Annotated in this window: 12 protein-coding genes and 2 pseudogenes; 7 read left to right on the forward strand and 7 right to left on the reverse strand. The window is 68.7% G+C overall.

Going from position 1 to position 13,720, the window contains the following annotated elements:
* Positions 1 to 70 precede the first annotated feature (70 nt).
* Positions 71 to 910 carry a hypothetical protein gene (locus ABZV38_RS22335; protein WP_356329502.1) on the reverse strand — a complete coding sequence of 280 codons (840 nt, stop codon included), beginning with the start codon at positions 908 to 910 and terminating at the stop codon, positions 71 to 73.
* Between the two features lie 142 nt (positions 911 to 1,052).
* On the opposite strand from ABZV38_RS22335, the pseudogene ABZV38_RS22340 reads away from it, so the two are divergent.
* Positions 1,053 to 1,417, forward strand: a pseudogene (locus ABZV38_RS22340) (hypothetical protein); the annotation flags it as partial.
* Here the strand turns inward: ABZV38_RS22340 and ABZV38_RS22345 are convergent.
* Entirely contained in the window at positions 1,410 to 1,616 is a 207-nt protein-coding gene (locus tag ABZV38_RS22345) for a hypothetical protein (RefSeq protein ID WP_356329568.1), read from the reverse strand. The pseudogene ABZV38_RS22340 and the gene ABZV38_RS22345 sit on opposite strands and share 8 nt — an antisense overlap.
* Before the next feature lie 67 nt (positions 1,617 to 1,683).
* Between ABZV38_RS22345 and ABZV38_RS22350 the strand changes: the two genes are divergently transcribed.
* Complete coding sequence (locus ABZV38_RS22350; RefSeq protein WP_356329505.1) at positions 1,684 to 1,869, forward strand: CsbD family protein; 186 nt, start codon at positions 1,684 to 1,686, stop codon at positions 1,867 to 1,869.
* Positions 1,870 to 2,011: 142 nt separating this feature from the next.
* Here ABZV38_RS22350 and ABZV38_RS22355 read toward each other — a convergent pair whose 3' ends face one another.
* Both ABZV38_RS22355 and ABZV38_RS22360 read right to left on the reverse strand, forming a co-directional pair.
* A complete protein-coding gene (locus tag ABZV38_RS22355) occupies positions 2,012 to 2,275 on the reverse strand; it encodes a hypothetical protein (protein ID WP_030980463.1) in 264 nt (87 codons plus the stop codon).
* A 218-nt stretch (positions 2,276 to 2,493) separates the two neighbouring features.
* Positions 2,494 to 2,960 (reverse strand): annotated as a pseudogene (locus ABZV38_RS22360) (helix-turn-helix domain-containing protein); the annotation flags it as partial.
* A 159-nt stretch (positions 2,961 to 3,119) separates the two neighbouring features.
* Between ABZV38_RS22360 and ABZV38_RS22365 the strand changes: the two are divergent.
* The 3 genes from ABZV38_RS22365 to ABZV38_RS22375 all read left to right on the forward strand — a co-directional run bounded on the left by ABZV38_RS22365 (position 3,120) and on the right by ABZV38_RS22375 (position 5,552).
* A complete protein-coding gene (locus tag ABZV38_RS22365; RefSeq protein ID WP_356329507.1) occupies positions 3,120 to 3,953 on the forward strand; it encodes a PP2C family protein-serine/threonine phosphatase in 834 nt (277 codons plus the stop codon).
* Between the two features lie 89 nt (positions 3,954 to 4,042).
* Positions 4,043 to 5,068: an MASE1 domain-containing protein gene (locus ABZV38_RS22370; protein WP_356329509.1), complete on the forward strand. Its 1,026-nt coding sequence runs from the start codon at positions 4,043 to 4,045 to the stop codon at positions 5,066 to 5,068.
* A 316-nt stretch (positions 5,069 to 5,384) separates the two neighbouring features.
* Positions 5,385 to 5,552, forward strand: a complete 168-nt coding sequence (locus ABZV38_RS22375) for a hypothetical protein (protein ID WP_356329510.1) — start codon at positions 5,385 to 5,387, stop codon at positions 5,550 to 5,552.
* On the opposite strand, the gene ABZV38_RS22380 is transcribed toward ABZV38_RS22375, so the two are convergent.
* Entirely contained in the window at positions 5,541 to 6,602 is a 1,062-nt protein-coding gene (locus tag ABZV38_RS22380) for an ATP-dependent DNA ligase (protein ID WP_356329512.1), read from the reverse strand. The genes ABZV38_RS22375 and ABZV38_RS22380 overlap by 12 nt on opposite strands.
* A gap of 96 nt (positions 6,603 to 6,698) precedes the next feature.
* On the opposite strand from ABZV38_RS22380, the gene ligD reads away from it, so the two are divergent.
* Both ligD and ABZV38_RS22390 read left to right on the forward strand, forming a co-directional pair.
* A complete protein-coding gene (ligD, locus tag ABZV38_RS22385; protein ID WP_356329565.1) occupies positions 6,699 to 7,709 on the forward strand; it encodes a non-homologous end-joining DNA ligase in 1,011 nt (336 codons plus the stop codon).
* A complete protein-coding gene (locus tag ABZV38_RS22390) occupies positions 7,706 to 8,785 on the forward strand; it encodes an ABC transporter permease (RefSeq protein WP_356329514.1) in 1,080 nt (359 codons plus the stop codon). The genes ligD and ABZV38_RS22390 overlap by 4 nt, the downstream gene beginning before the upstream one ends.
* Positions 8,786 to 8,799: 14 nt before the next feature.
* Here the strand turns inward: ABZV38_RS22390 and ABZV38_RS22395 are convergent, their stop codons facing one another.
* Positions 8,800 to 11,034, reverse strand: coding sequence for a family 16 glycoside hydrolase (locus ABZV38_RS22395; RefSeq protein ID WP_356329516.1), 2,235 nt, complete (start codon positions 11,032 to 11,034; stop codon positions 8,800 to 8,802).
* Entirely contained in the window at positions 11,031 to 13,469 is a 2,439-nt protein-coding gene (locus ABZV38_RS22400; RefSeq protein ID WP_356329517.1) for a ThuA domain-containing protein, read from the reverse strand. Before ABZV38_RS22400 ends, ABZV38_RS22395 begins: the two co-directional genes overlap by 4 nt.
* Positions 13,470 to 13,720 lie beyond the last annotated feature (251 nt).

The raw sequence follows: 13,720 nt of genomic DNA on the forward strand, positions 1-13,720 counted from the left end.
GCTGGCAGTGGTCACGCTTGCATCCTCACACCGGCCCCTGTCTCCCGCATGTAGGGGACGGCCGGACGGCTCAGCGGATCAGCTCCCGTACCGACGTCTTCATCCGGGCGACGAACGCCTCCCGCACCGGCTCCGTCACCCGGTCGAGCGAGAGGTACGGATTGAGGTCCTCCAGCTCGACGAGCAGCAGTTCGCCGTCGGCCGTCCGGCAGGCGTCGATGCGCTGGATGCCGTGCGCGACGGTGTTCCACTCCACGAACCGCCGGGCGAACTCCAGATCCGCCGCCGTCGGCCCGTACGGCTCCAGCACCCAGCGGCTGTCGGTGTGCGGTGCGTACAGCGCGTACTGGAAGTCCCGGTCGACGAAGTAGAAGGACACCTCGTAGCTGAAGTCGATCTTCGGCTGGACGAGCACGGTGCCGTCCGGCTCGGCGGCCATCTCGGCCGCGAGCAGCTCCGGTGCGACGAATCGCAGCCCGACCGAGTCCGCGCCCAGCTTCGGCTTGATCACATACTCCGTGGCCTCGGGCAGCAGCCCCAGATCGGCTGCCCGGTCCACGGTCGCGATCACCGGATACTTCGCGGCGCTCAGGTCGACCAGATACTGCTTGCCTGCCATGTCACCTCGGCCGGTCAACGGGTTGTACACCGGCACGTTCCGCTCGCGTGCGCGGGCACAGAACGCGTCGTACGCCTCCTGGTAGTGCAGCACCGGACCGCTGTTGCGTACGACGACGACGTCGAAACCGTCCAGGAGCGCGGCCGCGTCCCGTGGATGGCAGAGGGCGACATCGAACTCCTCGCGGAGCCGAGAGGTCAGAAAGATGTCCTCGTCGCAGTAGCGTCGGCCGCGCGCCTCGTAGGCAAGATCGGTGACGAAGAGGACGGACGGGCGCGGACCGGCGGGCATGACGTTCCCCCAGGGGGTGTGTGAGAGGACAGCGGATCAATAACCTTGATGGCGTTGCCCGTTCACCACTTTGGAGCGTCATGACCTCTGCTCCGCAGGAGTCGCACGCGTCGCCACCTCCCGACATTCTCTCGCCCGCCTCGTCATCGCCGACATGCTGGGTCGGGACCGGGCGGACCATGACCGCTTCCACGCCTGGTACACGACCGTCATCGCCTTCCTCGGCAGCTCGCGGCGGTACGGGAGGTCCGCAGCCTTATCGAGGGGGCCTTCGCGGAGACGCTGCGCTACACCCCGCCGGTCCATATGATCATGCGCCAGACGGCGACCGAGGTCACGCACAGCGGTTTCTGCGTCGGGGTGCTGCCGGCCCGGGCGGAGGTGGAAACCGGGGTGAACCAACTGCTGGACTCGATGCCCGACCTACGGCTCGCGGACGGCTTCAGCCCCACTGAACAGGGCGTCTTCGCCAGGGGCCCGCAGTCGCTTCCCGTGCGGTTCACCCCGGTCTGGCCGGATCGGCGGCCAGCATCCTCTGCGCGACCTCGTCGACGATCGGTTCGCCATGGATGCGGGTGTCGCAGCGGACACCCACCGACTGGTCCAACGGCGCGGTCGGGGCGGGCGCATCGCTGCCCTCGCGGTACGGCGCCGGTGCGACAACGGTTCCGGGGCCGGGCGGGTCCGGCAGGGCCGCACCTCTCAACGCAGGCGATGTGGGCGAGTGTGTCCTATTTTGGGCATGCATGATCCGTACGATCCAAGGAGCACTAGTGAGTAGCGGAAGCGCCAAGGACAAGGCCAAGGGCAAGGCCAAGGAAGCCATGGGCAAGATGACCGGCGACCAAAGCCTGAAGGCCGAAGGCAAGACGGACCAGGCCAAGGGCAAGGCCAAAGGTGCCGCGCACCACGCGCGGGAAAGCGCCAAGGGCGTGAAGGACTCCCTCAAGCGCGACTAGGCCCCGCGTCCACAGAGAGAGCCCCTGCCCGCACGGGCGGGGGCTCGGCCCGTCCGCTGTGGTTCCGGGCTCCGGAGGCGGAGGGGTGCGGACCGAACTGCTGCGGCAAGCGCTGTCCCTCCGAAAGGCAGGGGCGGGGAAGTCACCAGGAGCTGCCGGGGCGCACCGGCAGCCCGGGGTGGTGGGCGGCGAGCACCTTGTTGGCCCGGGCCAGCTCGGACAGGGCCTGCTCGCGGTCGGCCTGGTCCTCGATGCCGAGCCGGGGGCCGCGGAACCTGCGGACCTCGCGGGCGGCGCACTCGGCGTCGAATTCCGCCTGCACGATGTGCGGCGGGATGCAGGAGCCGATCAGCGCGGCGACCCGGTCCGGGATCGGCACGGGGACGAGGAGGTGGGAGGCGGTCATGGGGCGGTTCCCTCTCGGATGGTTGACCAGGAGGTGGTGCTGTGCGGCCGCCGGGTGAGCGGTCGACTCCTCCTTATGTAACGGGACGCAGTTCCGGTTTTCTCGTTGAGAACGTCTCCGTCTGGCAACCGTTCGGGAGTGACCGGCTATTTTCCCTTACCCGTAAGTAAGTTGACTCCTTGTGAGGTACGTGCTCGGGTCGGAATCCGCCCCGCGTCGCTGCTGCGGGCGCGCAGCTGCATCGCGCGCAGCACGGCCTCGGTGGAGAACCGCGACTCGGGGTCGACGAGTTGTTTGCCGAAGATGGTCTCCAGATTACGCATCCGGTGGCGGACCGTCTGCGGGTGTACGTCGAGCAGTTCGCCCATCTGGGCCGCGGTGCCGCGGGTCTCGAGCTGGATCCGCAGCGTCTCGATCAGGCGCTCGCGACGGTTGGCGCTGATCTTGGCGATCGGGGGAGCGGTCCCGGGATGAGTAAGTGCGGCTGCGGGTCGGTGAAGTCGGCCAGGATGCCGCGGTCCGTGCCGAGCAGTCCCAGGTCCGCCGTCCCGCGCACCGCGACTGTCGTCACCTGCTCGGGCAGCACCCAGCCGGTCTGTTCGCACAGTTCGGCGATGGCGGTACGGGGCACCGGCGGCCCGGCCTGCAGCAGATGCAGCAGGCGCCGCCTCAGCGTGTCCGGGTGCGCGGGAACTCCCAGTAGTTGATTCGTGGACGAAGGCGCCGGCCCTGAGAGTTTTCGACGAGGGTTCCTGCACCGTCCGTCGGCCGGTGGCCCGGCTCCCCGGCACAAAGAGAACTAAGGTGGTATACGGGACAAGTAAGAACGCCCCCCGGAGGGGCCATGCGCCACCACCGCCGCACCACCCATGCCGACAGCGCCCAGGAAGCCCTGCTCACCCTGGGGCGTCTTGTCGACCAGGCGCTGGAGCGGATCAGGATCCAGCGGGCTCGTGTGGAGCTGGCCGAGGCGCTGCAGCGCCATCTGCTCCCGCCCCAACTGCCCCAGCTGCCCCGTCTGGCCATCGCAGCCCGTTACACCCCTTCGCGCGACGGTCTCGATGTCGGGGGCGACTGGTACGACGCCTTTCCGATGACGAACGGGTCGGTCGGGATCACCATCGGTGACGTGCAGGGACACGATGTGGAGGCCATTGCCTTCATGGGGCAGGCCCGCACCGGCCTGAGAGCCCTCGCCTGCGCCACGACCGATCCCGGAGAGATATTGAGCCGCACCAACGACCTGCTCATCTCGATGAGCTGCGGCCTCTTCGCGACGTGTTGCTTTCTCACCTTCGATCCGGGCAGCGGTGCGCTCGCCCTCTCCCGCGCAGGCCACATCCCGATGGTCTGGGCCACAGCCACCAGTTGGTCCGGCATCGTCCTCGACAGCGGGGGCCCGCCCCTGGGGATTCTTCCCGGCGAGGCCTATCCGGTGACGCGACGACGACTGACGGAGCCGGGCTCGTTGGTCCTGGTCACCGATGGGGTCGTGGAAGGACCGTCCTGCCCGATGGAGAAAGGGCTCGACGAAGTGGCCCGGCTGGTGCGTGATGGTTACGACGGAGATCCCGACCGGCTGGCCGGTGAGGTGATGAAGGTGGCCGATCTGACGGGCCACTGCGACGATGCCGCTGTCCTTGTCGTCCGCTATGACGGCACCCCTGCTGGGGGGTAGCCGTGTCCGGCCCCGCATGCTCCGCGCTGCAGCGACTGAGACGTCTCCCGGCGCGTCATGGCCGGTAGAGCCCCTCCAGGTGGTGTCTGATGGCTGCCGTGGTGACCGATCAGAAGCTCCGGCGTACGGGCGCCGCGACTCTGCTGGTCGTCGCTGTCGCCGCCGTCTACTACGGGGCTGCCCAGTTGGGCCTTCTCGAACAGTTGGTGCGCGAGCAGGTCACGCCGCTCTGGCCGCCCACCGGTATCGCCGTGGCCGGTCTGCTGGTCTTCGGACTGCGGATCTGGCCGGGCATCGCGCTCGGCGCCTTTCTCGCCAATGTGACCATCGGGCCGACAGCTCTCACCGTTGTGGCCATCATGGTGGGAAACACGCTCGCACCGGTCTGCTCCTACCTGCTGCTGCGGCGTGCGGGGTTCCGCAACGACCTGGACCGGCTGCGCGACGCGCTGGCGCTGGTCTTCCTGGGCGCCCTGGGCGGGATGCTCATCAGTGCGACCGTGGGCAGCAGCGTGCTGGTGCTCTCCGGTGCGCTGCCCGCAGGCGTTTTCTGGTCCACCTGGTCGGTGTGGTGGACGGGCGACGCGATGGGTGTGCTGGTCGTCGCGCCGTTTCTGCTCGTCCTTCGCGAGGCGCGGTGGCCACGGGGTGTGGCACCGCGGCGCTGGGCCGAGGCAGCGACCCTGTTGCTCGGCACCCTTGCAGTCACGCTCATGGCGACGGGCAGCACCAGCGCCACGCTGCTCTTCCTCGTCTTCCCGTTCCTGATCTGGGCCGCGTTCCGCTTCGAACGCGCCGGTGCCGCGTCGTGCGCGCTCGGAGTCTCCACGCTGGCGATTCTGGCGGCCAGCCGCGGGACCGGCCCGTTCGCCCATAAGGATCTCTTCACCAACATGGTCACGCTTCAGGCCTTCAATGGGGCCACGGCACTGACCGCGTTGCTGCTCGCGGCGGTGATCACCGAGCGGAACCGCACCCATGCGGAGATCGAACGGCTCTGCGCACGGCTCACGGACATGGTGGCGGCCATGCCGGACCACCCGGTGACCGACCAGTGGCAGACGTCCGACGACCCCGACGACCCCTGCGGCCGGGCCGGTAACGGGCAGCCGTAGCCCCTTGGTCCCGTGCAGCGGTTCTCCGATGGTCGGGCGCGTCAGATTCTGCGGGCGGAGCAGGATCGGGTCCGAAGCGGAGATACCGGTGATCAAGGGAATGCCGCTGGGGCACATCAGGCCGAGCAGTCCTCCGGGGATCTGCGTGGAGTCGGCGACGAGAGCGTCGCCCGGAGGTGAGACCACGGACGCCCCGCCACCCGGACCGGCGGCACGGCAGCCGCCGTAGCCGCGACGGCAGCGCTCACCGCGTCCCGGGCACCCGGGCTGACGAACCCTCAACGCCGAGCCGGCACGAGGCGTTGGACGAGGTGAAGTGGACGAGGTGCTCAACGACGACTCCTACCACACCGAACTGTGCCCCACGGACACCCCGTCGCCCGACCCGACCGATACAACCGGCGCCACGGACTCGCCGTCGCCGGACCCCGGCCCGGGCGACGACCCCTGCGCCACCCCGCCGGGCCCGACATCAGCGGGCTGACAGCACCTCGGTCAGGTCGTACCGCACCACCTCTTCCAGCTGCGCATACGTGCAGTCGCCGGCGGTGCGGTCCGGCCGCCACCGGCGGAACTGGGCGGTGTGCCGGAACCGGTCGCCCTCCATGTGGTCGTACGCCACCTCGCACACCTGCTCCGGACGCAGCGCCACCCACGACTGGTCCTTCTTCGCGGACCACCGGCTCTGCGTACCGGGCAGCCGGGCGCTCTCGTGCGCGGTGGCGTCCGCCCAGGCCGCCCATGGATGGTCGGCGAAATCGGTCCGCAGCGGTTCCAGCTCCGCGACCAGCTCCTCGCGGCGCTTCATCGGGAAGGCGGCGCACACCCCGACGTGCTGCAGGACGCCGCCGGCGTCGTACAGACCGAGCAGCAGCGAGCCGACGATCGGGCCGCTCCTGTGGAAGCGGTAGCCCGCCACGACACAGTCGGCGGTCCGCTCGTGCTTGATCTTGTACATGACGCGGACGTCGGGACGGTACGGCAGATCGAGCGGTTTGGCGACGACGCCGTCGAGCCCGGCCCCCTCGTACCGTTCGAACCACTCCTGGGCGACGGCCGGGTCCGTGGTCGCGGGGGCGAGATGGACGGGGGCCGAGGCACCGGACAGCGCCGCCTCCAGCACGGCCCGCCGGTCCACCTGCCGGGTACTCAGCAGAGAGTCGTCGCCCACCGCGAGGATGTCGAAGGCGACCAGGCTGGCCGGAGTCTGTTCGGCCAGCAGCCGCACCCGTGAATCGGCCGGGTGGATGCGCTCGCTCAGCCGGTCGAAGTCCAGCCGGCCGTCGTACGCGACGACGATCTCCCCGTCGATCACACAGCGCGGCGGAAGGTTCTCCCGAACTGCCGTGACCAGCTCGGGGAAGTAGCGGGTGAGCGGCTTGCCGGTGCGGCTGCCGATCACCACCTCGTCGCCGTCGCGGTGCACGATCGCCCGGAAGCCGTCCCATTTGGCCTCGTACTGCATCCCGGGCGGGATCGTGGACACGGACTTGGCGAGCATCGGCTTCACGGGCGGCATCACCGGCAGATCCATGCAGCGATTCTTACCCGGATACCTCGATGAGTCTCCCGATATGCGGCATATGTGGGCTCGGCCTAGCGTGGCCCCATGGGCGCAGCGGGAACAGCGGTGGAGCTGGATGCGGACGGGCGGGTGGTACGGCTGTCCAGCCCGGACAAGGTGTACTTCCCGGAGAAGGGCTACACAAAGAGGGACGTCGCCGAATATTTCCTCTCCGTGGGCGCCGGGATCACCCGCGCCCTGCGCGACCGGCCGACCACCCTCCAGCGCTTCGTGGACGGCGTCGACGGCGACTTCTTCTACCAGAAACGCGCCCCGAAGAATCTCCCCGACTGGATCCCCACGGCCCGGATCGTCTTCCCGAGCGGCCGGCCCGCCGACGAGATCTGTCCCACCGAACTCGCCGCCGTCCTGTGGGCGGCCAACCTCGGCACGCTCACCTTCCACCCCTGGCCGGTACGGAGCGCCGACACCGACCACCCCGACGAGCTGCGCATCGACCTCGACCCGCAGCCCGGCACGGACTACGCCGACGCGGTCACCGCCGCCCATGAGCTGAGGGCCGTCCTCGACGACCACGGGCTGCGCGGCTGGCCCAAGACCTCCGGCGGCCGCGGCATCCATGTCTTCGTACCGATCGAACCCCGCTGGACGTTCACCGAGGTCCGCCGCGCCGCCATCGCGGCCGGACGCGAACTGGAACGCCGGATGCCGGACCGGGTGACCACCGCCTGGTGGAAGGAGGAGCGCGGCGAACGCATCTTCGTCGACTTCAATCAGACCGCCCGCGACCGGACGATCGCCTCCGCCTACTCCGTACGGCCCAGCCCGCACGCCCCGGTCTCCGCACCCCTGCGCTGGGACGAGATCGACGACGCCGAGCCGCGCGACTTCGACATCAGGACGATGCCGAAGCGGTACGCGGAGGTGGGCGATGTGCACGCGGGCATGGACGACCACGCGTTCCGGCTCGACGGACTGCTGGAACTGGCGGACCGGGACGAACAGGAACGCGGGCTGGGCGACATGCCGTACCCGCCGGAGTACCCGAAGATGCCCGGTGAACCCAAACGGGTCCAGCCGAGCCGCGCCCGGCACGACGAGGACGAGGGTGCATGAGCGCGCCCGACCCGGAGCCCGTCCCTCCGCACGGGGAACATGCCCGGGCCCCGGCCCGCGGTGACCGATGGGCGGCGTTCAAGGCGTCCCCGTATCTGCCCGCAGTCGTGCTTCTGTTCATCATCGCGGCCGCGGCCGGTCTCTTCGCCGGCTCCTACACGTATGCGATGGCCAACCCGACCCCGCGCAACATCCCGGCCGCCGTGGTCGGCGACCCCGACACCCTTGGCGACAAGGTCTTCCTCGACCGGCTGGAGGTCGCGCTCGACGCCTCGCTGGTGCTCCGTCCGTACGCCACCGAAGCCGAAGCCCGCACCGCACTGGAGGAGCAGAAGGTCTTCGGCATCCTGCGGTCCGAGGACGGCGGGGTCGGCCTGGATGTCGCGAGCGCATCCGGAGCCTCGGTCGCCCAGCTGCTTGCCGAGTCCACGCTGAAGGTGGGGGAAGCGGCCCAAGTGCCGGTGAAGGTCAAGGACGTGAAGCCTCTGCAGCGGGGCGACCCGCGCGGCCTCGCCCTCTTCTACATCTCGCTCGCCGCGGTGATCATCGGATTCGTCGGCGCCATCCAGCTGAGTGTGCACGCCAAGGCGCTGCCGCCCCTGGACCGGATTGCGTTCACCGTCGCCTACGCCCTGCTCGGCGGGTTCGCGATCGCCGCAGTGGTGGACTGGATGCTCGGCTCCGTCGACCTGCCGTTCCTCCAGTCATGGATGATCCTTGCCTTCACCATGTTCACCACGGGCATGGTCTTCACCATGTTCAACGCCCTGATGGGGCGCTGGGCGATGATCCCCACCTGGGGACTGATGGTGCTGCTCGGCAGCCCGTCCTCCGGCGGTGCGGTGTCCTGGCCGCTGCTGCCGTCGGTGCTCGGCTTCATCGGCCGCTGGCTCCCCCCGGGCGCCTCGGTCAACGCCCAGCACGCCGCCGTCTACTACCAGGGGCACCAGCGGGTCTTCCCGTACCTGGTGCTCGCCGGGTGGTCGCTGGTCTCCTGCACCGTGTTCCTGGTGTGGCACCACCGGAACCCGGGAGACCGCGACCACATGCCTCAGCATGCGGCCGCGGCCACCTGACTCCGCCTGAGCGGTTACAGCTCCTTGATCCGGATGTCGCGGTACGAGACCACATCCGTGGTGCTGTGGACCTGGAGTCCGATGTAGCCGGAGGAGAACCTGCGGCCGTCGGTGCCCGGGTCGTCGCCCCGCGGCGGCTCGAAGACCTGGCCGCCGGTGTTGTCGAACTCGTTCAGCAGGACACCGTTGCGGTAGACCGAGTAGTGCTGGTCCACCACCCGGATCTCGTAGTCGTTCCAGGTGCCCTTGGGCGTCACCCCGGCGCCGGCCAGACCGATCCGGTCGAACCCGTAGATCGAACCCGTCTTGTACATGTCGCCGTCGGGCCGGTCGAGGATCTGCACCTCATGGCCGTACTTGATGGCGACCCACTCCGGACGGGACTCCTCCGGGTTGTCGTGGACGTTCGGGAAGCGGACGAACACCCCGCTGTTGGCGTTGCCGGTGCCGGGGGCGTCGTCGCGCCACTGCAGCTTCAGCGAGAAGTCGTCGTACTGCCGCCCCGGGAACCAGAGCATGCCCATGCCGGCCACCGTGGTGGAGCTGGTGATCGTTCCGTCGGCGTTGAGGCCGAACTTTCCGCCGCCGACCTGCTGCCACTTGGCGAACGAGTCCGCCGTGCCGTCGAGGAGCTTCTTGTACCCCTCGTCCTGGCCCGGTCTGCCGATGCCCGACTGCTTGGCGGCCCGGTAGATCTTCTTGTGCTCGCGGGCGTCGATCACACCGTCGGCGAGCAGCTTGTCGAGGACCTTGTCGACGTGCTTCAGGAACAGCGCGTGCGACGACCAGTTCTTCTCGTCCTCGATCAGCTCATTGATCGTGCAGCGGTTGCCGGTGATGCGGTTGGGAACACCCGTGTCGACCGTGCCGACGATGACGGTCAGCCGCTCGTCGAACTCCGGGCAGTTCGGCGCGGGCACGCCCCCGCTCTCCGCGATGGTGAACGACACCTGCTTCGCCTCGGAGGTGTTGCCCGCCTTGTCCGTCGCCCGGTGGGCGACGGTGTGGTAGCCGACGCGGTCGACGATGACCGTGGCCGTGTACGCGAGGTACGGGCCGCCGTCGAGCGAGTACTCGATCCTGTCCACACCCGACTCGGCGTCGGTCGCCGTCACTGTCACCTTGGCGCTGGTGAGGTAGGCGTTGTCCGAATTCTTGTCGCCGTCGACCTTCGCCGTCGTCTCCGGCGGGGTCGTGTCCTGCGACGGCGGCGCGACGACGGTGAAGTCGACGGACTTCTCGGCGGCGGTGTTGCCCGCCTTGTCGGTGGCGCGGTAGCGGACCGTGTGCGCCCCCACCTCGTGGACCATCACCGGTGCGGTGTACGGCTGCCAGGCGCCGTCGGGCCCGACCGCGTACTCGATGGTGTTGACACCGGAGCCGGTGTCGGACGCGGTCACGGTGACGGTGGCCATACCCAGGTACGCGCCCTGGCCGTCCTTCTCACCGGAGACGGTCGCCGAGGTCTCCGGCGCCGTCTTGTCGTCCGTCGGCGGCGCGGCGACCGTGAAGTCGACGGACTTCTCGGCGGCCGTGTTGCCCGCCTTGTCGGTGGCGCGGTAGCGGATGCTGTGCGTACCGACCTCGTTCACCACGACCTGCGTCGTGTACGGCTGCCATGCGCCGTCGGCCCCGACCGCGTACTCGACGGTGTCGACGCCCGAACTGTCGTCCGCCGCCGAGACGATGACCGTCGCCTGACCGATGTACGCGCCGTCGGCGTTCTTGTCGCCGTCGACCTTCGCCGACGTCTCGGGCGCGGTGGTGTCCTCGCCGCCACCGCCTTCGGTCACGGTGAGAATGCCCTGCATCGCCTGATGCCCCGGCATGGTGCAGTGGTAGAAGTACCGGCCGGGCGTGAGCGTGACCTCGACGGTGTGCCTGCCGCCCTGGTCGTCACCCGGGTTGGCCAGGATGTTCAGCGGCACGTCGTTGTTGAACTCCGGGTCCGACACGCTGAACGTCAGCGTGTGCGGCATGCTCGTCGTGTTGCCGGTCGCCGTGCTGTTCTCGAAGACGATGGTCGCCTTGCCGGCCACCGCGGTCGTGGGAGCCGACAGATAGTGGTCGATGGGGTCGCCCGCGGTCCAGGTGAGGACCTGATCGGCCGCCGCTGCCTCCCGGCCGGAATCACGACCGTACGCGGCCGTCGAGGTCAGCCCCAGAACCATCAGGAACGAACCCAGCAGAGCAAGCCACAGCCGGGCGGGCCGGTACCGGGGTCGAGCGAAGAACGAACGGTGTCTCACTGCACTGCCGCCTTCCTGGCCAGATCCGAGGCGGCCGGGGTCGGCGCGCCGCCCTTGTACGTCACACGCCACAGCGCGGACTTGGAGTCGGAGGTGAAGAAGCCGCGCCCGTAGTCCAGGACGTACAGCGAACCGTCCGGGGCGAACTTCCAGTCCATCAGGTTGCGGATGCCGTCCGCCCCGACCGGGATGATCTTCTTCAGGGACTCGGCGTGGGTGGGCAGACCGCCCTTGCCGACCGTCTTCGGGTCGGTGAGTACGGCATGCCGTGGCTGCGTGTCGTCGTAGAAGTCACCGACGAACCACTTGCCGTCCCAGTACGAGGGCCACTTGTCGGCGCTGGTGCTCGCCGCGTCGTACCGGTACACCGGTCCGTTCATCGTCGCCTGGCCACCGCCCTTGAGCCAGGGCAGCAGCTGCTTCTGATCCTCCACCTTGTAGCTCGGGATGCCGTTCGCGTCGCGCGGGTAGTCCACGCCACCGCCCTGCGGCGAGTACCAGATGGTGTTGGACGTGATCGGCGGCAGATTCACCAGACCGTCGTTGTTCGGCGACTCGTTCTTGGGATGGTCGCAGTCGTACCAGCCGAGCGGCTTGCTCGGGTCCGGCAGGTTGCGGTCCCGGTAGGGCTGCTTGTTGCCCATGCAGTAGGGCCAGCCGTGGTTGCCCGCCTTGGTGATCGCGGCGAACGTGTCGTACTTCGCCGGACCCCATGTGGTGCTCGGCGCACCCGCGTCGGGGCCGACCCAGCCCGCGTACAGGGTGTCGGTCGTCTTGTCGACGGAGATCCGGGCCGGGTTGCGCACGCCCATCACATAGATCTCGCCGCGAGTCCTGCCGCCGCCCTCGCCCGGCTCATTGCCGGTGAAGAGATTGCCCTCGGGCAGTGTGTACGTGCCGTCGTCCTCGGGGTGGATCCGCAGGATCTTCCCGTTGAGGTTGTTCGTGTTGCCCGCGGTGCGCCGGGCATCGGCGAACGACACGCCCTTGTAGTTCGGTGCCGGGTTGTTGCCGGAGTAACCGTCGCTGAAGCCGGAGGAGTTGTTGTCGCCGGTCGCGATGTACAGGTTGCCCTTGGAGTCCCATGCCATCCCGCCGCCCGCGTGGCAGCAGCTGTGGACCTGGACCGACCAGTGCAGCAGCACCTTCTCGGAGGAGAGATCCAGCTTGTTCGTGGCCAGGTCCAGGGTGAACCGGGAGACCTGACGCACCGCCATCTGCCTGTCGCGGTCGATTTTCGCATGGGGCGTGTAGTGCAGATACACCCAGCCGTTGGTCTCGAAGTCCGGGTCCAGCTCGATCCCGAGCAGGCCCTCCTCGACCTTGACCAGCTCGTCACCGCCGCCCTTGTTCCCGAAGACCGTCAACTCTCCGGCGAGGGTGACCTTCTTGGTCTTCGGGTCGTAGACATGGATCTGGCCCAGGCCCTTGCCGATGTCCGGGTTGTTCCAGTCGATGACCACCGGCTTGCTGCTGTCGGCGCCACCGCGCCCGATGTACAGCACCCGTCCGTCGGGCGCGACGACCAGTCCGTGCGGCTCGCCGATCTGGTCGCTCTGACCGGGCTGATTGGGCTGGGTGACCCGCTCCGCCTTGTAGTTGGAGATGATCGTCGCCTTGCAGTCGGCCCGCGAGATCCGGGTTGTCCAGGCGAGTGCGCCCCGCAGATGGTCGCGGAAGTCGGTCTCCGCGAAGCTGTCGACCGTGCCGCCCATCGCGGTGTAGAAGGACCGGCCGCCGTCGTAGTCACGGCACCAGGACACCGGGTGGTCCCAGCCGTTGGCACTCGCCCCCGGCTTGTACGTGATCTCCCGGACACGCGCCACGGTGTGCACATTGCCGGACGGGTTCTTCGTCCAGTTCAGCCACTTGTCGGGGCGCTTCCACTCCAGTGGCAGGTTCTTCGTCGCCGGATGCTGCCGGTCTCCGAACTCAACTGTCGCTTGCTGCACAGCAGTTGGGATGTCGGCTGCCGGGCGGGCGCCGACCAGGCCGGTGAACCAGTCCGAGTACGGTTCCGTGCGCGCCGCGTCATGGATGCCGAGGAAGCCGCCACCGGCCTCCATGTACGCCTCCAGGCCCGCCTCCTGCTCCGGGTCGAGGACATCGCCGCCGCCGGTCAGGAAGACGACGGCGTTGTACTTGCCGAGCTGCTTGCCGTTGGTGAAGACGGCCGGATCGTCGGTCGCGACAGTCCTGAACCGCCCGGCCTCCGGGCCGCTGAGCCCGAGCTTCTCGATCGCCGCGATACCGGCGTCGACGGTCGGGGACTCGTCGGTCGCCGAGCCGTGGAAGACCAGAACCTTCACGTTGGCGCCGCCGGGCGGAGACGGCAAGGACAACGTTGTCGCCATCGTCTGCGTGTCCACCGGATGAGGTCTGGCATCGGCGGCATTCTGGCCGAGTAATGAGACGGTCAGCGCGCCGGCCGCCACGGCCGCCGCTAGTCCGCGTCGCGATCTGGACCGGTGATGTGGTGTGCGCTGCATGTGGTCACCCACCCCTCTTTGGTCACTGCAACATCATGGAGTCACTGCAACAGCCGACGAAGCTAGACCTCTTTTCGCGACTCGCCAATAGCTATGGCGGCAATGGCGCGAACTTTGTCCTTAGTGTGGATAAACGAAGATCCCCGGGCTACGGTGTGGCTCGTCCCGGGGGTCACGTGCGCCCCGCCGGTCTCTGG

The sequence above is a fragment of the Streptomyces sp. NPDC005181 genome, assembly GCF_040608395.1.
In the GTDB taxonomy this organism is placed as follows: domain Bacteria; phylum Actinomycetota; class Actinomycetes; order Streptomycetales; family Streptomycetaceae; genus Streptomyces.